Genomic DNA, 20,507 nt, shown 5'->3' on the forward strand with positions numbered 1-20,507 from the left:
AAATACGTTTCGCCTAGACTACGCCGCGAGTTAAATCTTCGATTCGGCGTCCTCGGCCAGTTCCTTCATCCGCTTGCCGATCCGGCCGGCGCTCGAGAACTCGTCTTCGCTCATCGCACTCGCTAGGGCGTTACCAAGCACGAAAACGGCGTGTTTGTGTTCGCTCTTGGACTTGTGGACGTGCGAGGGATCGACGTCGAGTTGGCGATAGGGATCGAACAGCGTTTCGTCGACCTCCTCGCGCTCCGAGAAGTACTCCATGATGACGACGAGTTCTTCGTGGAGCTCGAGAAGTTCGTCTTTATGCATACACACCGCTTGGAACGGTTTGAAGTTAAGCGTTGTGTGGCGAGACGTCGCAAATCCGGCTCGAGGCGTTCAGCGTGCCGACCAGCCGGGATCGTCGTTCCGGGACGCGATCGTGACCGCGAGCAGGAGGACCCAGCCGCCGAAGGCGACGGCGGCGATAAATTCCGGGACGGCAAACCACGTGTCGGTATCGGCCCCGCCGTCCAGGGAGCCTATCCACACTGCCCACGCCAGCGGGTGGACGAGTCCGATGAGAATCGACGGGACGGCCAATCGGCGGTCGCCGGCCAGCGCCGCCCCGGCCCCGTAGACCCAGCCCGCGAACGGGGCGACGCCGAACACCGAAAGCGCCGCGACGGCGTGGAAACTCCGGTCGAGGTAGACGGCCGTATGCTCGAGAAAGAAGATCCCGACGCCGATCTGTCCGAGTACGGTCACCGCGAGCAATACGATGCCGGCCCGCTCGAGGCGGTTGCGACTCGCGGTCCACAGCCGCCAGGCGAATGGGAAGCCGATCAGTCCGCCGACGATCAGACCGCCGTTGAAAAGCGGGAACGTCGGCGCACCGTACCGGCCCATGTCCGAGAGCGCTCGCGTGCGCCAGGTAAACGTCTCGGGGGGAGCCACGAACGTCGCGAGGAGGATGGCCCCGAGCGTGACGACCGGGGCGGCGATTCCACAGTAGGTCGCGATTCGCTTCGTCTCAGTCATGGATAGCGTGGCGTCGCGACGTGATCGGACCCCCGAACCTGCCGTGAGCGGGCGGCCGTCGGATCTTGCCGCGGGAGTTCCGTTCTGGACGGAGTCCCGAAGACATATATCTATTTCCGATTACGTTTGTTCGATGACAGATAAGGGGATCGTCCGGCGACTGAACGCGGTCATCGGACTCCAGGTCGTGATCCTCGGTGTAATCGTCGCCTCGACGGTTCCGGCCGCATTACTACCGGTATTCGTCCTCAGGGGAGTCCTGTTCAGTCCGACGGTCGTACTGGCACTGTTGCTCGTCTACTCGTGACCTCGGGACGACAGTCCGTCTCAGTCGTCATCGGATGCCACAGCCGCGTCGGTCTCGTCCTCGCGGTGGTCGGCGGGGAACCACGCGAGGTCGTGGTCGGCGGTGACGCGGACCCCGACGCGTTCGTCGAGATCGATCCGGTCGGAGTGGTTGTGCATGCACTCGATGGTTTCGCCGCCGTCGAGTTCGACCCGGTAGAGGACCGTCGGACCGAGATAGCGACGGTAGACGACCCGGCCGTCGGCCTCCGCCCCTTCTGCGGGGTAGGCCGTCACGTCGTCGGGCCGCACCAGCAAGTCGACGACGCTGCCGTCGTACTGGTGGGCGAGCCCGTTGACGTCGTCGCGGAGAACGCGCCCGAGCGCGGTGTCGACGTGGTCGCCGTGGACCTCGCCCGGGAGGAAACTGGCGTGGCCGAGAAAGCCCGCGACGAACCGCGATTCGGGCTGTTGGAAGACCCGCTGTGGGGTGTCGATCTGTTCGATGTCGCCGTCGTTCATCACGGCGACTCGGTCGGAGATCGACAGCGCCTCCTCCTGATCGTGAGTGACCGAAACCGCGGTCACGCCCGTTTCTTTGATGATCCGGCGGACCTCCTCACGCATCTCGACACGGAGGTCCACGTCCAGATTCGAGAAGGGCTCGTCGAGCAACAGCATCTCCGGCTCGGGCGCGAGCGATCGGGCGAGCGCGATCCGCTGTTGCTGGCCGCCCGAGAGTTCGTCCGGGTGGTCGTCGCCGTGGTCGGCAAGCCCGACGAGTTCGAGCAGTTCGTCGACGCGGGCGTCGCGCTCGCTCTCCGTCCAGTCTTTCAGCCCGAAGGCGACGTTTTCGCGTGCGCTCAGATGTGGAAAGAGGGCGAAGTCCTGAAAGACGACCCCGACGTCGCGTTGCTCCGGCGGAACGAACCGGCCCTCGCCGGCGACGGTGTCGTCTTCCAATCGAACCCGGCCGTCGTTGGGTCGCTCGAGGCCGGCGATCAACCGGAGCGTCGTGGTCTTCCCACAGCCGGAGGGGCCAAGCAGGGTCAAGATTTCGCCGTCGCGAACCGACAGCGACAGGTCGCCGATGACGTCCTCGCTGCCGTATCGCTTGGCGATGCCGTCGAGCTCGAGGACCGCCTCGTCGGCCGTCGGCGCTCCAGTGGGTTCCCGCGTTCCGTCCTCGGCGGCCGTAGTAAGTAGGTGTCCGTTCGCCATGGGTCCTCTCCGGCGTCTGCCGGCGTACATTCCCTTTAGGCGGCCCTAAAATACTTATAACTGCCGGTCGGCTCCCGAGCGCTGGGAGCCTAGAGTTCGACGCCGCTCGGGATCAGGCTGTGCTGGCGAAGCAGGCTCCCGTCGTCGTCGTAGACCAGAAATGTTCCCTTGTCGTAGCTGACGAACTGGTCGCCGTCGAGCGTGATCGTGACCTCGTAGCGGCCGTCGTCCTCGGCGGCCGCCTCGCCGTAGCCCCGGGCCGCGCGGATGAACTGCAGGACGTCGTCGGCGTCCTCGTTGAGTTCGAGAATGAACTCGCCGGTGACCCGGTTGGTCACGCTCACGACTCCCTGAGTGTCGTCCCCGAGCGGCCCCTGGAGCCGGAGTGCGACGTCGGTCTCGCTCGCGTCGAGAACGTCGCCGTCGGGGCCAGTCAGGCGCTCGCGAAGCATCGTCGCCGGGCCGGTGAAGTCGATCGATACCGATGGCTTTCGTGGTTCGCCGTCGGTTTCGACCCAGTCGATGTGCGTGACGTCTAGCGTGAAGTGCTCGCGCCTCATTCCGTACGCGGTAGTTCGGACTCCCACGGTATGAACGTAACGCACAGCAACCCGTTCATACGAGGGGTCGACGCACGTCGCCTCGCCGCCGCACGCGCTACGTCGATCGGTAATCGAAACGGCCGCCTCATTTATGCCGGTCGCGTCCGGACTGTCACGGAGCCCTGAACATGGACCAGCGGGACACGACTCCTCGAGCCGACAACGAGCCGGCGGTCGCGGGCGCGACCGATAGCGCAGCCGACGGGGCCGTCGAGGAGATCACGGAGCCGGCCGCGGGCGGCGACGCCGAGGACTCGACGATCGAGACCGTGCGGCGGGTCGTCCGACGGGTCGTCGAGACGCTCCGTGGGTCGACCGTCGACGTCGGCGACTACGAGCCGGACACGCACGGGCCGCTCGTCGAACTCGACGACCCCGGTGACCTCGAGGTGATCGAACGCTACTGGGTCGACGCCCCCTTCTCGTACGTCACGATCGGCTACGATCACGAGGCCAACGAACACCGCTACCGGCCCGTCGAACCGCGGCTGCGCGATGACGAAGCGGTCCTGCTCGAGACGCTGTTCGAGGACGTCCGCGATCCGCTCCTGTATCGCGCCGAGGACGGCGACGACGTCGAGTCCTTGCTCCGGGAGACGGTCCGTGAGTACCTCGAGCGCTACGGTGCCGCGGTCGACACCACGACGTTCTATCGCCTGTTTTACTATCTCTACCGGGATTTCCGGGGCTACGGCCGGCTCGCGCCGATCATGCACGACCCCCACGTCGAGGACGTCTCCTGTGACGGCTACGAGCTGCCGATCTTCGTCTATCACGACGAGTACACCGACATCGAGACCGACGTCTCGTTCGAGGCGGACGCGCTCGATCGGTTCGTCGTTGGACTCGCCCAACACTCGGGGCGACACATCTCGATCGGCGATCCGATGGTCGAGACGACCCTGCCGGACGGCTCGCGGGCCGAACTCGCGCTCGGCGAGGAGGTTACTCCCCGCGGCTCGGCCTTTACCATCCGCAAGTACGCCGACGAGCCGTTTACCCCGATCGACCTGCTCGAGTACGGAACCTTCGGCGTCGAACAGTTGGCCTACCTCTGGCTGGCGATCGAACACAACAAGAGTCTGATCTTCGCGGGCGGGACCGCCTCGGGGAAGACGACGAGCATGAACGCCGTCTCGATGTTCGTCCCGCCCCGGTCGAAGGTGGTGACGATCGAGGACACCCGCGAACTGCAGCTCTCTCACGATAACTGGCTCTCCGCGATCACCCGCGAGCGGGTCCACGAGGGGACCGACGTGACGATGTACGATCTGCTGCGATCGGCGCTGCGTCACCGCCCGGAGTACATCGTCGTCGGCGAGGTCCGCGGCGAGGAGGCGATGACGCTCTTCCAAGCCATGAACACCGGCCACACGACCTACTCGACGATGCACGCCGACTCGGTCCAGACGGCGATCAACCGCCTCGAGAGCGAGCCGATCAACGTTCCCCGATCGATGGTCCAGAGTCTCGATATCCTCTCGGTCCAGACACTGACCCGGGCCGGAGACGGGCGCGTACGCCGCAACAAGGTCCTCGCCGAGATCGAGGGCGTCGACCAGCGTACTGGCGAACTCGACTACTCGACGGCCTACCGCTGGGACAGCGAGAGCGACAGCTTTCGGAGCGCCAATAGCCGCGTCCTCTCGGAGATCCGCGACGAGCGTGGCTGGAGCCAGACGGAGTTGCTCACCGAACTCGAGAACCGCAAGCAGTTCCTCGAGTACCTCCGCGAGAACGGGATCAGCGACTACCGGCGGTTCACCGCCATGGTCAACGAGTACTACAGCGACACGGCGAGTGTCCTCGAGCGGATCGGGGTCGAGAGCCGACTCGAGGCCGAAGACGGGGCCGACGAGGGGTACGGGGACGAGAACCGAACCGGAGGCGAGGACGGGCTCGCGGACGAGAGTGTTCCGGCCGCCGACTCCGACGCTGCGGACTCGAGCGGGGGACCGGACGTCCCTCGGGACCGATGAGACTGGTTCCCCTCCTCCCGCTGGCGCTCGCGCTGGCGTGTCTCGTCCCGATCGCGGCGGCGAGATACGTCGCCCGGGTCGATCGCGTTCTCGCCCGGATCGCGAACCGCTGCTTCGGGTCCCACGTCGATCTGTTTCGCAGCGAGCGACCGGACCGGCGGGCGGCCCTGCAGGCCGCCCAGCTCCCGACGACTGATCGCGAGTACGGGGCGACGACGCTGCTGTACGCCGCGATCGCTACCGTCGTCGGTGCCGTCCTCGGGATCTACGCCGGCTGGGGACTGCTGTCGCTGCTCGCGATCGATCCCGAGACCATCCGGGCGGCGGTCCCGGGCCCCCTCGAGTTCCTCGCGGGGCTGGCCGGCATCCCGTCGCTGTCCGCGATCGAACTCGCCGCGCTCTTGCTCGGCTCGGCGGTGACCGTCGGGGCCGTCGCCGGCGCGGGGACCTACTGGTTTCGGTGGTGGTATCCGGGCTACCTCGCGGACGGCCGTGCCCGCCGAATCGAGGCGAGTCTGCCCGCGGCCGTCGCCTTCCTCTATGCCCTCTCGAAGAGCGGGATGGCCGTCCCCGACGCGGTCCGGGTCCTCGCCGACCAGGAGGACACCTACGGCGAGGTCGCCGCCGAGTTCTCGGTCGCGGTCAGGGAGATGGACACGTTCGGTACCGACGTGATCACTGCCCTCGAGACGATGGGGCGGCGCTCGCCGAGCCCCCAGTTCCGGGAGTTTACCGAGAACCTCGTCGGCGTCCTCCGGAGCGGACAGCCCCTCTCGACGTTCCTCGAGCGCCAGTATCGAGACTACCGAGAGGAGGCCGAGTCCCAGCAAGAGAGCGCACTCGGGCTGCTCGCGACGCTTGCCGAAGCCTACGTCACGGTGCTGGTCGCCGGGCCGCTCTTTCTGATCACCATCCTCGTGGTCATCGGGATCGCCGCGGGCGAGACGTTCGGCCAGTTGCAGCTCCTCGTCTACCTGTTCCTGCCGCTTGCAAACCTCGGGTTCGTCGTTTACCTGAGTACGGTGACCGACGACCTCACGCCGGGCCGTGACGCCAGCGGAGGTGAACAGGCCCTCGATCCCCCCTCGGTCGACGCCGTCCCGACCGAACGCGCCCCCGATCTGCCGGGGGCGCGGCCGCATCCCAACGTCGAGCGCGTTCGGTACTACCGGCGGCTCCGTGGCCTTCGTGAGCGGCTCGGGCAGCCACTCCGAACGCTCGTCGGACGGCCGTCGCTGACGGTCGTGATTACCGTTCCCCTCGTCCTCGCGGCGTTCGTCGGTCGCCACTCGCCCCTCGCGGGCGAGATCACAGTGACCGCGGTCGACGACACCATCGCGGTCGGGGCGCTGTTCGCGATCGGCGTCTTCGCGGTCGCCGAGGAGGTCCGGCGGCGCCGGCTCTCGGCGATCGAGGCCGCGGTGCCGGACCTGCTCGATCGACTCGCCAGCGCCAACGAAGCCGGCTCCTCGATCGTCTCGGCGATCGACCGCGTCCGGGACTCCGAACTCGGGCCGCTCGGCGACGAACTCGACCGCGTCTGGGCCGACGTCGAGTGGGGTGCGGACCTTCAGACCGCGCTCCGCCGGTTCGAGGGTCGCGTCGGCACCCGGTCGGTCTCCCGGATCGTGACGCTGCTGACCGAATCGATGGCGGCCAGCGGCAACCTCGGAACGACGCTCCGTATCGCCGCACGCGGGGCCGCCGCCGACCGCCGACTCGAGCGCGAACGCAGACAGGCAATGATCGAGTACGTGGTCGTCGTCTACGTCTCCTTTCTGGTCTTTCTGTTTATCATCGGCGTGCTGTCGGGCTATCTCCTGCCGAACCTCCCGGCCGAGGGGGCGGAACTCGCCTCGGGGACCGGCACGACCGAACTGGGCGGCCTCTCGGAGGGCGACGCCGACGCCTACGCGACGTTGTTTTACCACGCGACGCTGGTGCAGGGACTGCTGTCGGGCCTGATCGCCGGCCAGTTGAGTACCGGCGACGTCAGCGCCGGCGCGAAACACGCCGCGATCATGCTCGCGCTCGCCATCGGACTCTTCACGGTCGTCCTGTAGGGCGCTGACCGGCGATGAGAAACCCTTTAGTCCTCGACGGCGGAAGCGGTAGTGGGAAGCGCACGGCCGCAAATCCGACTCCGTCGCCCGCTCTTTGGGGCGGCTTGGGATTGCGGAAGTGCAGACGAGAGCAGTACTGCCAACGGCAGTACAACGCAGCGGTCAGTGCGATTCCTATCCTCAACAATGGCACGAATGCACACCCGCCGACGCGGCTCGTCCGGTTCGGACAAGCCCTCGGCAGACGAACCACCGGAGTGGAGCGACGTCGACCCCGAAGAGATCGAATCGCGGGTCGTCGAACTGGCAGAACAGGGTCACGACCCCAGCCAGATCGGGATGAAGCTGCGTGACGAGGGCGTCACCGGCACCCCGATCCCGGACGTCAAGCTGGCGACCGGGAAGAAAATCACCGAGATCCTCGAGGAGAACGACGCGCGAGCGGACATCCCCGAGGACCTCTGGAACCTGATGGAGCGTGCGGTGCGCCTGCGCGAACACGTCCAGCAGAACCAGCAGGACCACCAGAACAAACGCGCTCTGCAGAACACCGAAGCGAAGGTCCGTCGCCTGGCCGACTACTACCGCGGCGACGAACTCGAGCCGGACTTCACGTACACGCCCGAACTCGCGAAGGAACTCATCGGAGACGCCGAGTAACGCCACATGGCAACCGAGGGTCGATCCGCACCGTCGTCGTCCGCCACGACCGCGCTCGAGAGCGCCGGCTTCGTCCGGCTGATCGCGCGGGCCGACGGCGACGCCATCGCCGCCAGCGCCCTCCTCGCGAGGGCGCTTGCCGACCGTGATACGCCGTATCAGATCACCGTCGGCCGGACGATCGCCGAGCGGGCACGGCGCATGCGCGCGCCGACCGCCGACGGCGACGCCACGGTCGTCGTCGGCACCGCCGACGCGACCGCCGACGAACCGATCCGGCTGCCGGCGACCGACCGACCCGCGGCGCTCGAGGCCGTCGATCTCGTCCGCGACCTCGGCACGACGCCGGACCCGGTCCTCGCGCTGGCCGGCGTCGTCGCCGCCGGCGGCGACCCCGGCGCGGGCGAAAGCGAGTGGCTCCTCGAGAGCGCACTCGAGCGCGGCCTCGTCGACCGCCGACCCGGCATCGCGGTGCCGACCGCCGACCCGGTCGACGGGCTCGCCCACTCGACGCGGCTTCACGCGCCGTGGTCCGGCGATCCCGAGGCGACACGCGAGGCGCTCGCCGATGTCGCCGCCGATCCCGATGCGCTCGAGGCGGATGATCGCCGCGCGATCGGATCGTTGGTCGCGCTCGATACCGTCGGTGCCGACGCGGCGACCGACGCCGCCGCCGAGGCGGTCGGCCGGGCGCTCCGGCCCTATGCCACGCCCGAGGCCGCCGTCGCGACGCTCGGCGGCTTCGCCGACGTCCTCGCGGCGCTTTCCCGGACCGAGCCGGGTACCGCAACGGCGCTCGCGCTCGGCCACGACGTCCGCGAACGGGCGCTCGAGGGCTGGCGCGATCACGGCCGCCGCGCCCACGCGGCGCTTGCCGACGCCTCGATCGACCGCTACGACGGGCTGGTCGTCGTCGACGTCGACGACGCCCCCGTCGAGACGGTCGCGCGGCTCGCGGTCGACTACCGGTCGCCGGAGCCGGCCGCCCTCGCACTCGGCGAGGACGAGGCTGCGATCGCGACCCGCGACGCCGACGCCCTCGGCGCGGCGCTCGAGGCGATCGCGCGGGACCTCGCGGATGCGGTCCCGGCGACCGACACGGCGGAGCCCGACGCCGATGGCGGCGTCGAGTACGACGTCGGCCATCGCCGCGGCTACCTGCGCTTCGACCCCGGACTCGAGGACGAGACGATCGTCACGACAGCGAGGGAACTGCTATGAGCCGGCGAGCGACGATCCGGACGACCCACGACGACGCAGCGCTGGTCGCACGGGCGCTCGAGCCGGACAACACCGACGAGATGGCGACGACGGTCGACGACGGCACGGTCGTCACGCGGATCGACCGCGGGACGACGAGCGGCCTGCAGTCGACGGTCGACGACTACGTCGTCAACCTCGCCGTCGCGATCGACGTCGCGTCGACGACACGAACCGAACAGGACGACCGACCGACGGACACGGGACCTGTGTCCGACCACGACACCGATACAACACACAATGAGTGAACGATCAGTTTCACGCGCGAAACAGGAGAAGCGGTGGTACACCGTCCTGGCACCCGAACAGTTCGACCGCCAGGAACTCGGCGAAACCCCCGCTGACGAACCGGAGAAAGTCTACGACCGAACCATCGAAACGACGCTTGGCGACCTCAACAACAACGCCAGCGAGAACAACACGAAGCTGACCTTCAAGATCACGGACGTCGGCAGCGACTCGGCCTACACCGAGTTCGTCGAGCACTCGCTGACGCGGGACTACCTGCGCTCGCTCGTCCGCCGCGGTGCCTCCAAGATCGAGGCCTACGTCACCGTCCTCACGACGGACGACTACCGCGTCCAGATCCAGCCCGTCGCCTTCACGACGAAGAAGGCCGACGCGAGCCAGGAGAAGGCCATCCGCGAGCAGATGGTCGAGATGATCGAGGAGGCCGCCGAGGAGCGCTCCTTCGAGGAACTCGTCGACAGCGTCGTCGAGGGTCGTCTCTCCTCCGCCATCTACGGCGAGGCCAAGACGATCTACCCGCTGCGACGCGTCGAGATCCAGAAGACCACCCTCGAGGCCCACCCCGAGGAAGTCGCCGAAGAGGAAGCGACCGCGGTCGACGTCGAGGACTGACCGCGATCGGCGCGGCTCGTCATCGCTCTCCCAACCGACATTTCGTATTTTGACGACGACCTGAACCGTGAGCCACCGCTCTCCTCGATCGGCTGAACCGCCGTCGTCACCGGTAGGACGCGCCGCCGCTTCGCTCGAGGTGGTCACCGATCGAGCGAGCGAGTCGCTGGCCGCTACAGTTTGACGTCCTCGGCCGAGTCGACGTCGAACCGGGTGACCTCGGGCTCGCCGGCGAGCAGTTCCGGCAGCGTGGCCTCGAACTCCTGGTAGTGGTCGCTCCGGGCGTGTGCGCCGACGGCCGCTTCGTCCTCGTAGCGCTCGAAGAAGCGGACGACGTTCGGCTCGGCGATATCGGTCGTGGCTCGGTAGTCGAGGATGCCGTCTTCGGCCTGCGATTCGTCGACGAGGTCCGCGATCAGCTCGAGGGCTTCCTCGCGGCGGTCGGGATCGATCGGGAAACTCGCGTGGATAACGATCATGCCGGGCACACGGTGCGGGCGAGGCGTGATAAAGGTAGGCACACGGGCAAGGCGGGACCCCGTTTTCGGTCCGCGGCTCACTCGGTGACGACGATTTCGCCGAGCATCTCCGCTCGCTCGTGGGGAATACAGACGTAGTCGTAGGTGCCGGGGACCTCGAAGGTGTGTTCGAACGTCTCGCGGGAGGAGAGGCGACCGCCCTGGTCCTCGTGCCAGGCCTCGTAGGCCGTCGCCTGGTCCTCGAACCCGCCGGTGGCGAAGTAGTCGGCCCCGTCGGGAATGCTCGACTCGAAGGCGGTCACGGTGTGATAGGCCTCGCTCGTGTTCTTCCAGACGACCGTCTCGCCGACGGAGACCTCGTAGGATTCGGGCCGGAACTCGGTCCGAGTCATGCCGATATGACAGTCCTCGCCGGTACAGGAATCGTCGTCGAACACGCTGAGCGCGGACGAACAGCCGGCCAGTCCGACAGCGGTGGCAGTGCCGACGGTAGCGAGATAGGCGCGCCGGTTCATACGGGCGCTTAGGGGACTCCCGGTATAATCACCCCGGTTCGATTCCCGGTCCGTAGGAGTAGCCTCCGCCCCGACTCGAGGACGGCCGACCCGTGGAAACGAAAACACGTAAGGGAACGCCCCGCCGACTCGGCGATATGCTCCCCCGGTTCGTCGGTCGACTCGGTGTCGCCGACGCGGTGACGATCGCGAACGCCGCCCTGGGTTTCGTCGCCGTCGTCGTCGCGGCCGTCGACATCGAGCTGGCCGCCCGACTGATCCTCCTGGCGGCGATCGCGGACGGGCTCGACGGCATCCTCGCGCGCCGCTACGGCGGCACCGAGGCCGGGCCGTACCTCGACTCGCTCGCCGACGTCGCCTCCTTCGCCCTCGCCCCCGCGGTCCTCTCCTTTACCGTCGTCACCGACGGCCTCGCGGTCGATTTCGATACGGTCACGCCGGAACTGCTCGCGGTGGCCGGCGTCTGTGCGCTGTTCGTCGCCATGGCCGTCACCCGGCTCGGGATGTACACCGCCTACGACATCTCCGGGAGCTACACGGAGGGCGTTCAGACGACACTGGCTGCGACCGTGCTGGGTGCGGCGATCCTCGCCGGCGAAACCCAGCCGTGGCTCGTCCTCGGCGTCACCGGCGCGTTCTGTTACCTGATGGTCTCCCGGATCCAGTACCCCGACCTGCTCGCCCGCGACGCCGGCATCATGGGGATCGTCCACGCACTCGCGATCCTCGTCCCCGACTTCGCCGGCCGGACGTTCCCCTACGCCCTCCTGACGCTCGGGTTGGCCTACATGACACTCAGCCCCTGGTTCTACTGGGGCGACGCCGAACGCACCGGCGAGGTCGACGTGCATGGAAACGCTTAGGGCCGTCCTGACACGACCGTAGGATATGTACACCGTCACGCGTCGGCGTCGTCCCGAGGTGGAACCATGAGCGAGGACGAGGCAACTGACGACGCGGCCGAAGCGGGGGCAGACGAGCAAGAACCCGTAGACCTCGAGGCGATCCGGGAGCGCCTCGACGGACTCGCCGCCGACCTCGAGGCCCTCGAGTCGAGCCTCGAGTCGGCCGAGACCGAAGACGATCTAGACGTCGTCGAGGCCGACCTCGAGTCGTTCCGGGCGGAACTCGAGAACGTCGAGGTGCCGGAGCCGCCGGAAACCGACGACGAGGACGAGGAAGACGAGGAGCCGGCCCCGGAAGAGGAACTCCAGGAGCAGTACGACGACATCGAGAGCGATCTCTCGGATCTCGAGTCCGACCTCGAGGACCAGCGCGGTCCCTACGGCGAGGACGTGGTGAGCGAGATCGAGGGCGTCAGCGGGACGATCACGGGCACCCGCTGGACCGAGGAGGGCAACGCCGAGCTGATCGAAGCCGTCGATGGCTTCCTCGACGAACTGAACGGCTTGCTCGAGAGTTCGGTCACGCTGGTCAACGAGGGCGAGGACGTCTCCGAACAGCTCGATGCGACCCTCGACGACGCGGCCGACGCCGTCGCGGACGCCGGCCTCGACGCCGACGACGACGCCGAGACGATCGCCGGCCTGCTCACGGCCACCGACGATCTCGAGGGCGACGTCGACGATGCGACGGAGTGGACCGACCTCGAGATCCGCGAACAGTTGCGCCGCGAGGGCTACTACGACGTCCTCGATCACGTCAAGGACTTCCCGCCGGAGTGGCACGCGCTGAAGGTCCACGAGAAGCAGGGCAACGTCGACATGATCCTGCTTGCCCTCGAGACCTTCGACTCCGATTTCATGGAAGAACACTGCATGGAGTCGCTCGAGCGCATGGGATCACGCGCGGAACCGGCCACCGACGCAATGCTGCAGAAGGCCAACCGCCGCGATAAGGCCGCCATGCGCATCCTCGGGAAGATCGGCGTCGCCGACGAGGAGGTCGTCGAGACGCTGGTCGACTACGTCGACTCCAATCCGAACCTCCAGCAACCCGCCTTCCGCGCCCTCGGCGAGATCGGTGCCGAAGACGCGGTCGAGCCGATCGCCCAGCAACTCGTCGCCGAGGAAGCCGACGTCCGCAGCTGGGCCGCCCGCGCGCTCGGCCTGATCGGCGACACCCGTGCCATCGAGCCGCTCGCGGACGTCCTCGCGGACGACGAGGCCGACCGCGTCCGGGCCAGCGCCGCGTGGGCGCTCAACCGCATCGGCACGCAGGAGGCCCTCGAGATCGTCGCCGACTACGGCGACGACCGGGCCTATCTCGTCCAGGCCGAGGCCGAGAACGCCGACCTCGAGCCCGCGGCCTGACGCAGCGTCGACGAACAGCTCTCACTGCGTTCTGAACGGACCGTCTCGGAAACCGACGGCTACTCGTCCCGCTGTTCGGGCTGTAACTGCCGAACGAGGTTTAGATGCATCAGGTGGAGATGCATCCCGATACCGTACAGGATGGTACCCAGCCCGACGAACGTCAGCGGCATGAGTATCGACTCGACCGCCTGTGACGGACTGTCGAGGTTGGCGGGGAGGACGATACCGACGGCCAGCAGGAATGCGCTCAGAATGATCACCAGTCCGAGGCGCACTGCCCGGGAGTACCTGCCGATCCGCTGGATTCGCGCTTCGATCTCCGCTCGAGAGGGTGGTGCCGTCTCGCGATCCATGGGTACTAGTATCGGACGGGATCCTTTAACGTCACACCGTCCGGGCCGACCCGATCGGATCGCCCGACAGTTTAAGTACGAACAGCCGGCCAGACGGAGCGATGGATACCCGACGGGCCGCTCTCGCGGCCGCGGTCGTCTGTGGGCTCGTCGTCAGCACCGCGCTACTGGCGGGCTTTGCCGTCGCCAACGAACCGGCGGCAGCCGATCGTGCCGCCGCTCGAGCGACCACGCTCCCGGCGACGAACGCAACCGACCTCGCCTGCCCGCCTCGAGCGGGCGAAACGAGCTCCACCAGTACGGAGACGCCTGACGAACCGCGGATCGCCGGCCTCTATCCGAATCCGACGACCGACGAGAACGTCGGCGAGTTCGTCGTCCTCGAGACGCCGTCCGACACCCGACTCGGGAACCTGACGCTGACCGACGGCCACACGACGGCCCGGCTCCCGAACGAGACGGTATCCGGACGGATCGCCCTCTCGATGGCCCCCAACGTGACGGAGACGCTGACCGACGTTCCCGTCAGCGAACTCGAGGGCCGACTCCGGCTCGCAGCCGACGGCGACGATCTCCGGCTCCGAAACGCGACGGCGACCGTCGACTCGGTCTCCTACGACCGGGCACCGACCGCCGAAAAATGGTATCGAACGGGACCGGTCGGCGGCAAGGCGGACCGCCGGAGCGACGGCCAGTGGTGGCCCCGCGACGCCACCTGTCTCCCCGTTTCGACGGCCGCCGTCGACGACGCGACGGCGTTCGTCCTCCCGGACGGTCCCGGGGTCCCGCGGGAAACGATCCGCAACGCCGACGACCGACTCCTGCTGGCCGGCTACACCGTCACCTCCGAGGCGATCGCTGCCGACCTCGTGGACGCGGCCGATCGCGGCGTCGAGGTCGCGGTCCTCCTCGAGGCCAGCCCGGTCGGGGGAACACCCGCGGCGACCGAGGGTGTCCTCGAGACACTGGCGGACGGCGGCGTCGACGTGCGCGTCATCGGCGGCGAGGACTCGCGATACCGGTATCACCACCCCAAGTACGCCGTCGCCGACGACCGCCTGCTGGTCACCACCGAGAACTGGAAGCCGTCCGGTGTCGGCGGCGAGAGCAATCGCGGCTGGGGTATTCGCCTCGAGTCGGCGTCCCTCGCGGCCGATCTCGCGACCGTCTTCCGGGCTGACTTCGCGGGCCGGGACACGACCGCGGGCGCGGCCTATCGCAGGAACACGACGTTTACCGATGACGGGCCGGTCTACTCCTCGTCGGCTCCCGAGTATCCCACGACCCACGAGCCGACTCCGGTGCCCGTCGAGTCGGCCGAACTCCTGCTCGCACCGGACAACGCCGACGCCCGGCTGAACGACCTGCTCGCAAGCGCCGACGACGAAATCCTCGTCCTCCAGCCGTCGATCGCCGACGACGTCTCGCTGCTCGCGTCCACGCTCGAGGCCGCCCGTCGCGGGGTCGATGTCCGCATCCTGGTCGGCTCGGCGCGGTACAACGCCGCGGAAAACGAGGCGCTGGCGGCGGATCTCGAGCGGATCGCGGACCGAGAGGGATTGCCGCTCGAGGTTCGACTCGTCGGTGACACGGACCGCTTCGAGAAGATACACGCGAAAGGGATCGTGATCGACGGCGAGACGGCGGTCGTCGGCAGCGCCAACTGGAATTCGAACTCGCTCGAGAACAACCGGGAGGTGTTGGTGGCGCTTCACGGCGAGGCGGTCGCCGACTACTACGCGACCGTCTTCGAGTCGGATTGGGCGGGTGACTCGTGGTCGTTCCCGATCGGTGCCGGCGTCGCGGTCGCGGTTGCACTTGCTGTCGCCGCGGTCGTCGGCCGGCGCTATGTCAGGTTCGGGGACGAGTCGGCCGTGGAGAACGAGTCAGCCGTGGACCCGGTCACGCCGGACGCGAACGACGAGGACTGAGCCGGCTCAGTCGGCGTGGCCGCTGGCCTCGAGTTCGAGCAGCTCACAGCAGTCCTCCTCGGCGTCGAAACAGTCGGGACACTGGTCGGGTCGGTCGATGATCGTATCGAGCCGCTCCGCGACGGTGTCGTCGATGACGCTCTCTAGGGCGCGGGCCTCGTCTTTGAACTCCTCGACCTCGAGGACGTTCGCGAGGAACCGCTCGATGATACAGTAGGTCTGGAGGGCGTCGTGGGCGCGCTCGAGCCCCTCGTTGGTCAGACTCGCGCCCTTGTACTTCTCGTGGTCGACTAGCTCGCGGTCCTCGAGCTTGCCGATCATCTCGTTGACGCTGGCCGGGCTCACCTCGAGCAGGTCCGCGAGCGTACCGGTCGATGCAGGCCCGTCCTCGATGCGCTGGGCCAGATAGATCGCCTTGAGGTATTGATCTGCAGTGTTCATGCCGTCCCTCCGTCGGTGTGTGACACGTCGGTTCCTCGCCGGCAGTCTCGCGGCCGGGCGTCGATACGCGTCATGGACGATGCCGCCGACTCCGTGGCCGTTCCAGCCCCGGTCGAGGTGACGATCGCCCCGATCATGCTCGCTGCTCCATAATTGCGGTCACTTCCTCGACGCCCTCCTTTTCCTCCTCGCGGATGCCGTATAGCGTCTCGAGGAGTCGCTCGCGGTCGACCGCGAACTCGGAGTCGGAGGCCTCGATCGCCTCGATCAGGTCGTCGTAGAACTTGTAGGCGGTCTCCTCGTTTGCGAGCTGGTCATAGAGGACGCCGTCCGTGTCCTCGGGCGGTCCGTACTGGGCGTCGACTAAGGCGTTTATCTCCTCGTATCCGACCGTTTCGGCCTCGAGATCGTCGATCAGCGCCTCGAGTCGCTCGCGGTGGTCGGCCGACTCCGTGGCGGCCTCCGCGAGCAACTCCTCCACCTCCTCGTCGACCGTCGCCCGCTCGTCGGGCGGGAGCGACTCGATGTGGTGGGCGGCGCGTGACTCGACGAGTTCCTCCAGCACGACCCCGATCTGTAGCAATCGGGTCAGCTGGTGGTCGCTCGAGACACGCTGTCCCAGACTCATATCACGACAAGGGAGCCGTGGTTACTTAGTCGTCTCGGAGCGCGGACGTCGAAAACGCGGCAAAACGACGATCGGGCGGCGGCGACGGCGCTCAGTCTCGCTGGCGGAGCCACCGTGGGATCTCTGATCCCACGAGCCGTTCACTCGCTCGCTTACTCACGGAACGCGTAGCGCTCCGTTCGTTCGAGACTCTCGCTCCGCTCCGAGTCTCGCTACTCTCGCTCGCGAAGACGAGTGCCGATCAGGTTCTCGAGGTCCTCGCGGAGTTCGTCGACGTCGATCTCCGCGAGAACGGGCACGAAGAAGCCCTCGACGAGCATGTTTCGGGCCGCGCGGGGGTCGACACCGCGGGAGGTCATGTAGAACAGGTCCTCCTGATCGATCTGGCCGACCGTCGCGGAGTGGCTGGCCTCGGTGTCGTGGTTGTTGATGATCAGCTTCGGGGAGGCGTCGGCCTCGCTCTCGTCGGAGAGCATCAGCGTGTTCTCGCGCTGGTAGGAGCTGGTGTCCCACGCGTCGGAGCCGACGTCTTGGACGCCCTCGTAGACCGAGCGGGCGACGTCGTCGGTGACGCCGCGGGTCACGAGGTCGGCCGTCGTGTGTTCCGCACGATGCCAGACCTTCGCGTCGAGGTCGAAGTGCTGGTCGTTGTGGCCGTAGAAGGCGCCGACGATCTGCGTCTCCGAGGAGTCGCCGCGCAGCTCCGTCGAGACCTCCGTCTTCGTCAGCTGGGTGCCGAGGTTGCCCTCGATCCAGTCGATCGTGGCGTAGGTGTCGGCGACACCGCGCTTGAGCGTGAAGTTGTAGGCCTCCTCCGAGAGGTTCTGGAGGCTGCCGTACTGGACGTAGCTGTTCTCGCCGGCGGCGACCTCGACGATGCCGCTGTAGTACTGTTCGTCCTGCTCGGCGCCGGTGGACTGGCGCTCGAGGATCGTGACCGAGGACGACTCCTCGGTGACGACGAGCGTGTAGTTAAACAGCGAGCGGGAGTTCTGTTCGGTCCGGACGGTGACGTCCTCGGCGTCGACGCCCTCGGGGACGTAGATGACCGTGCCGGTGCTAAACAGCGCCGTGGAGAGCGCCGTCAGGTAGTTCTCCTGGGGGTCGACGATGCTGCCGAAGTGGTCCTGCAGGAGGTCCTCGTGTTCCTGGACCGCGTCGGCCCACGAGAGGACCTCGGCCTCCTCGGGGCCGACCTGGTCCTTGTCCTCGGCCGCGTTCAGCGGATCGACGAGGGACTCGAAGTCGAGTTCGTGGAGGTTCGTCCAGTCCCGACCCGGCGTCCGGATGACGTCGGGCATCTCGAGGTCCTCGAGCGCCGCGAGCGCCTCGAGACGCGTCTCGAGGAGCCAGTCGGGCTCGTCGAGGTCGCCCGAAATTTCGCGTACCTGTTCTTCCGTCAGATTGGCGTGTACCTGCGTACTCATATTATCCGAGGCTCCCCTCCATCTCGAGTTCGATGAGGCGGTTGAGCTCGACCGCGTACTCGATCGGCAGTTCCTCCGTGATCGGCTCGATGAAGCCGGCGACGATCATCTTCTTGGCGTCGTCGTCGTCCAGCCCGCGGGACTGCAGATAGAAGATGTCCTCGTCGCCGATCTTGCCGACGGTCGCCTCGTGGGCGACGTCGACCTTCGACTCCTCGATCTCCATGTACGGCATGGTGTCCGAGGTCGACTCGTTGTCGAACATCAGGGCGTCGCACTCGACGGCGGTCGAGGCGTTCTCGGCGCCGTCGGCGATGTGGACGAGGCCGCGGTAGTTGGTGCGGCCGCCGTCCTTGGAGATCGACTTGGACTCGATGGTCGAACTCGTCTCGGGCGCGTTGTGGTAGACCTTCGCGCCGGTGTCGATGTCCTGGCCCTCGCCCGCCAGGGCGATGGTGATGTGGGTGTCGGTCGAGCCGCGACCCTTGAGGATGGTACACGGGTAGAGCATGGTCACTTTCGAGCCCATGCTGCCCGAGACCCACTCCATCGTCCCGTTCTCCTCGCAGATGGCGCGCTTGGTGTTCAGGTTAAACGTGTTCTTCGACCAGTTCTGCACGGTCGAGTACTGAACGTGAGCGTCTTCGCCGACGAAGACCTCGACGCCGCCGGAGTGGAGGTTGTGGGTCCCGTACTTGGGCGCGGAACAGCCTTCGATGTAGTGGACCTCGGAGCCTTCCTCGGCGATGATGAGCGTGTGTTCGAACTGGCCCATCCCTTCCGAGTTCATCCGGAAGTAGGCCTGCACCGGCATCTCGACAGTGACGTCCTCGGGGACGTAGACGAACGACCCGCCGGACCAGACGGCCCCGTGCAAGGCGGCGAACTTGTTGTCGCTCGGGGGCACGCAGGTCGTCATGAAGTGTTCTTTGACGAGCTCGGGATGTTCGCGGACGGCCTCATCCATGTTACAGAAGATGACGCCTTTCTCCTCCCACTGCTCTTGCATGTTCTGGTAGACGACCTCGGACTCGTACTGGGCACCGACGCCCGAGAGGGCGTTCTTCTCCGCTTCCGGGATGCCGAGCTTGTCGAAGGTGTCCTGAATCTCGTCTGGCAGCTCCGTCCAGTCGTCGACGCCTTCGCGTTTGTCGACGTCCGGTCGGATGTAGGGGATGATCTCCTCGACGTCCAGTTCGGAGAGGTCGGGCATGCCGGGCCAGTCGGACGGCATCGGCATGTTGTGATACTGCTCGAGCGCACGGAGACGCCGCTCGAGCATCCAGTCGGGCTCGTCCTTGTCCTCGGAGATCATGCGGATGACCTCTTCGGTCAGACCTTTGCCGGATCTGACGGCGGAGTTCTCCTCTTTCTTGAACTCGAACCGGGCCTCAGTGTCTGTCTCTTTTAGGTGGTCTTGATCGGAACTCATTGGTTGATGTAGTTGTGGTTACGGCTGTAGCGTTATTACGGTTGTTCTAGTCGAATCCGGTTACGCGGTGCCGTAGACGTCTTCGCGGACCCAGTCGTACCCCTTGTCCTCGAGCTTCTCGGCGAGTTCGGGACCGCCGCTCTTGGCGATCTGGCCGTCGAGCATCACGTGGACGTGATCGGGCTCGACGTAATCGAGGATGCGCTGGTAGTGGGTGATCTGCAGGATGCCGGTGCCCTGCTCGTCGCGCAGGGCGTTGATGCCCTCCGAGACGTCCTGCAGGCGGTCGATGTCGAGCCCGGAGTCGATCTCGTCCAGCACGGCGACCGAGGGCTCGAGGATGGCGGCCTGCAGCACTTCGTTTTGCTTCTTCTCGCCGCCGGAGAAGCCGGCGTTGAGATAGCGCTGGGCGAACTTCTCGTCCATCTCCAGCTGCTCCATCTTCTCCTGGAGGATGCCCTGGAACTCGGCGACGCCGACCTCGCCCTCGTCCGCGGGGCCTTCCATCGGCGAGTTCTCGAAGCCTTCGTCGTCCTCTTCCGCTTCGTCCTCGTCGTCCTCGTCCTCGAAGAGTTCCTCGCGCTCTTCGATCTTGGCGTTCAGCGCCGTGCGGAGGAAGTTCGTCATCGTGACGCCCTCGATCTCGGCGGGGTACTGGAAGCCGAGGAAGATACCGAGCGAGGCACGTTCGTTGGGTTCGAGATCGAGCAGGTTCCAGGTGCGCTGGTCCTCGTCGATCTCGATGTCCTCGCCGAACTCGTCGTCCTCGAGGTGGAGGAGAACCTCGCCCTCGGTGACCTCGTAGGCGGGATGACCGGCGATGACCTTCGCGGTCGTCGACTTCCCGGAGCCGTTCGGGCCCATCAGGGCGTGGATCTCGCCCGACTGGACCTCGAGGTCGACCCCCTCGAGAATCTGCTCGTCGCCCTCCGCCACTTCCGCGTGCAGGTTGGATAGTTCGAGACGTGCCATAGTACTCTGTCACTCGAACGGTGGGCCGTATGACTGATAACGGTTTCGTATCCAATTGGATACAGTCTCGCATTAGCAAAATAAGTTTCCCATTCGAAAACC

Annotated in this window: 22 protein-coding genes; 10 read left to right on the forward strand and 12 right to left on the reverse strand. The window is 66.7% G+C overall.

The window, feature by feature from the left end; genetic code table 11:
- Window positions 1-30 precede the first annotated feature (30 nt).
- Both ACERIM_RS01765 and ACERIM_RS01770 read right to left on the reverse strand, forming a co-directional pair.
- Window positions 31-309, reverse strand: coding sequence for a UPF0058 family protein (locus tag ACERIM_RS01765; RefSeq protein ID WP_006181940.1), 279 nt, complete (start codon window positions 307-309; stop codon window positions 31-33).
- Between the two features lie 69 nt (window positions 310-378).
- The gene (locus ACERIM_RS01770; RefSeq protein WP_373630926.1) at window positions 379-1,020 is read right to left on the reverse strand and encodes a DUF998 domain-containing protein; all 642 of its coding nucleotides are present in this window, start codon (window positions 1,018-1,020) and stop codon (window positions 379-381) included.
- A gap of 133 nt (window positions 1,021-1,153) precedes the next feature.
- Here ACERIM_RS01770 and ACERIM_RS01775 point away from each other — a divergent pair, with 133 nt between their 5' ends.
- Window positions 1,154-1,327 (forward strand): hypothetical protein, encoded by a 174-nt coding sequence (locus ACERIM_RS01775; protein WP_373630927.1) that lies wholly within the window; start codon window positions 1,154-1,156, stop codon window positions 1,325-1,327.
- 20 nt (window positions 1,328-1,347) lie between these two features.
- On the opposite strand, the gene ACERIM_RS01780 is transcribed toward ACERIM_RS01775, so the two are convergent.
- Window positions 1,348-2,526, reverse strand: a complete 1,179-nt coding sequence (locus tag ACERIM_RS01780; protein ID WP_006649145.1) for an ABC transporter ATP-binding protein — start codon at window positions 2,524-2,526, stop codon at window positions 1,348-1,350.
- Window positions 2,527-2,615: 89 nt separating this feature from the next.
- Window positions 2,616-3,086, reverse strand: a complete 471-nt coding sequence (locus tag ACERIM_RS01785) for a DUF5793 family protein (RefSeq protein ID WP_006181943.1) — start codon at window positions 3,084-3,086, stop codon at window positions 2,616-2,618.
- Between the two features lie 170 nt (window positions 3,087-3,256).
- On the opposite strand from ACERIM_RS01785, the gene ACERIM_RS01790 reads away from it, so the two are divergent.
- The 6 genes from ACERIM_RS01790 (at window position 3,257) to ACERIM_RS01815 (ending at window position 9,951) form a co-directional block, all read left to right on the forward strand.
- Window positions 3,257-5,107: a type II/IV secretion system ATPase subunit gene (locus tag ACERIM_RS01790; RefSeq protein ID WP_373630929.1), complete on the forward strand. Its 1,851-nt coding sequence runs from the start codon at window positions 3,257-3,259 to the stop codon at window positions 5,105-5,107.
- The gene (locus ACERIM_RS01795) at window positions 5,104-7,170 is read left to right on the forward strand and encodes a type II secretion system F family protein (protein WP_373630930.1); all 2,067 of its coding nucleotides are present in this window, start codon (window positions 5,104-5,106) and stop codon (window positions 7,168-7,170) included. Before ACERIM_RS01790 ends, ACERIM_RS01795 begins: the two co-directional genes overlap by 4 nt.
- A gap of 186 nt (window positions 7,171-7,356) precedes the next feature.
- Window positions 7,357-7,830 (forward strand): 30S ribosomal protein S15, encoded by a 474-nt coding sequence (locus ACERIM_RS01800; protein WP_006649149.1) that lies wholly within the window; start codon window positions 7,357-7,359, stop codon window positions 7,828-7,830.
- Window positions 7,831-7,836: 6 nt separating this feature from the next.
- Window positions 7,837-9,051, forward strand: a complete 1,215-nt coding sequence (locus ACERIM_RS01805; protein ID WP_373630932.1) for an exonuclease — start codon at window positions 7,837-7,839, stop codon at window positions 9,049-9,051.
- Window positions 9,048-9,338 carry a KEOPS complex subunit Pcc1 gene (locus ACERIM_RS01810; protein ID WP_049905626.1) on the forward strand — a complete coding sequence of 97 codons (291 nt, stop codon included), beginning with the start codon at window positions 9,048-9,050 and terminating at the stop codon, window positions 9,336-9,338. The genes ACERIM_RS01805 and ACERIM_RS01810 overlap by 4 nt, the downstream gene beginning before the upstream one ends.
- A complete protein-coding gene (locus ACERIM_RS01815; RefSeq protein WP_006181949.1) occupies window positions 9,331-9,951 on the forward strand; it encodes a 30S ribosomal protein S3ae in 621 nt (206 codons plus the stop codon). The genes ACERIM_RS01810 and ACERIM_RS01815 overlap by 8 nt, the downstream gene beginning before the upstream one ends.
- 173 nt (window positions 9,952-10,124) lie before the next feature.
- On the opposite strand, the gene ACERIM_RS01820 is transcribed toward ACERIM_RS01815, so the two are convergent.
- Both ACERIM_RS01820 and ACERIM_RS01825 read right to left on the reverse strand, forming a co-directional pair.
- Complete coding sequence (locus tag ACERIM_RS01820; RefSeq protein ID WP_373630933.1) at window positions 10,125-10,430, reverse strand: putative quinol monooxygenase; 306 nt, start codon at window positions 10,428-10,430, stop codon at window positions 10,125-10,127.
- 77 nt (window positions 10,431-10,507) lie between these two features.
- A complete protein-coding gene (locus ACERIM_RS01825; protein ID WP_006181951.1) occupies window positions 10,508-10,945 on the reverse strand; it encodes a plastocyanin/azurin family copper-binding protein in 438 nt (145 codons plus the stop codon).
- Between the two features lie 137 nt (window positions 10,946-11,082).
- On the opposite strand from ACERIM_RS01825, the gene ACERIM_RS01830 reads away from it, so the two are divergent.
- Both ACERIM_RS01830 and ACERIM_RS01835 read left to right on the forward strand, forming a co-directional pair.
- Window positions 11,083-11,808, forward strand: a complete 726-nt coding sequence (locus ACERIM_RS01830; RefSeq protein WP_006649152.1) for a protein sorting system archaetidylserine synthase — start codon at window positions 11,083-11,085, stop codon at window positions 11,806-11,808.
- A 66-nt stretch (window positions 11,809-11,874) separates the two neighbouring features.
- The gene (locus ACERIM_RS01835; protein ID WP_373630934.1) at window positions 11,875-13,218 is read left to right on the forward strand and encodes a HEAT repeat domain-containing protein; all 1,344 of its coding nucleotides are present in this window, start codon (window positions 11,875-11,877) and stop codon (window positions 13,216-13,218) included.
- Between the two features lie 59 nt (window positions 13,219-13,277).
- Here ACERIM_RS01835 and ACERIM_RS01840 read toward each other — a convergent pair whose 3' ends face one another.
- Complete coding sequence (locus ACERIM_RS01840; RefSeq protein ID WP_373630935.1) at window positions 13,278-13,574, reverse strand: hypothetical protein; 297 nt, start codon at window positions 13,572-13,574, stop codon at window positions 13,278-13,280.
- A gap of 101 nt (window positions 13,575-13,675) precedes the next feature.
- On the opposite strand from ACERIM_RS01840, the gene ACERIM_RS01845 reads away from it, so the two are divergent.
- Window positions 13,676-15,505 (forward strand): phosphatidylserine/phosphatidylglycerophosphate/cardiolipin synthase family protein, encoded by a 1,830-nt coding sequence (locus tag ACERIM_RS01845; protein ID WP_373630937.1) that lies wholly within the window; start codon window positions 13,676-13,678, stop codon window positions 15,503-15,505.
- A 6-nt stretch (window positions 15,506-15,511) separates the two neighbouring features.
- Here the strand turns inward: ACERIM_RS01845 and ACERIM_RS01850 are convergent, their stop codons facing one another.
- The 5 genes from ACERIM_RS01850 to ACERIM_RS01870 form a co-directional block, all read right to left on the reverse strand.
- On the reverse strand, window positions 15,512-15,946 hold the full coding sequence (locus ACERIM_RS01850) for a metal-dependent transcriptional regulator (protein WP_006181956.1): 435 nt from the start codon (window positions 15,944-15,946) through the stop codon (window positions 15,512-15,514).
- Window positions 15,947-16,079: 133 nt separating this feature from the next.
- A complete protein-coding gene (locus tag ACERIM_RS01855) occupies window positions 16,080-16,574 on the reverse strand; it encodes a rubrerythrin (RefSeq protein ID WP_049964597.1) in 495 nt (164 codons plus the stop codon).
- A 212-nt stretch (window positions 16,575-16,786) separates the two neighbouring features.
- Window positions 16,787-18,001, reverse strand: a complete 1,215-nt coding sequence (gene sufD, locus ACERIM_RS01860; protein ID WP_373630938.1) for a Fe-S cluster assembly protein SufD — start codon at window positions 17,999-18,001, stop codon at window positions 16,787-16,789.
- A 1-nt stretch (window position 18,002) separates the two neighbouring features.
- Window positions 18,003-19,433, reverse strand: coding sequence for a Fe-S cluster assembly protein SufB (gene sufB / locus ACERIM_RS01865; protein WP_006181959.1), 1,431 nt, complete (start codon window positions 19,431-19,433; stop codon window positions 18,003-18,005).
- Between the two features lie 60 nt (window positions 19,434-19,493).
- Window positions 19,494-20,405 (reverse strand): ABC transporter ATP-binding protein, encoded by a 912-nt coding sequence (locus tag ACERIM_RS01870; RefSeq protein ID WP_373630940.1) that lies wholly within the window; start codon window positions 20,403-20,405, stop codon window positions 19,494-19,496.
- Window positions 20,406-20,507 lie beyond the last annotated feature (102 nt).

The sequence above is a fragment of the Natrinema sp. H-ect1 genome, from assembly GCF_041821105.1.
In the GTDB taxonomy this organism is placed as follows: Archaea; Halobacteriota; Halobacteria; order Halobacteriales; family Natrialbaceae; genus Natrinema; species Natrinema thermotolerans.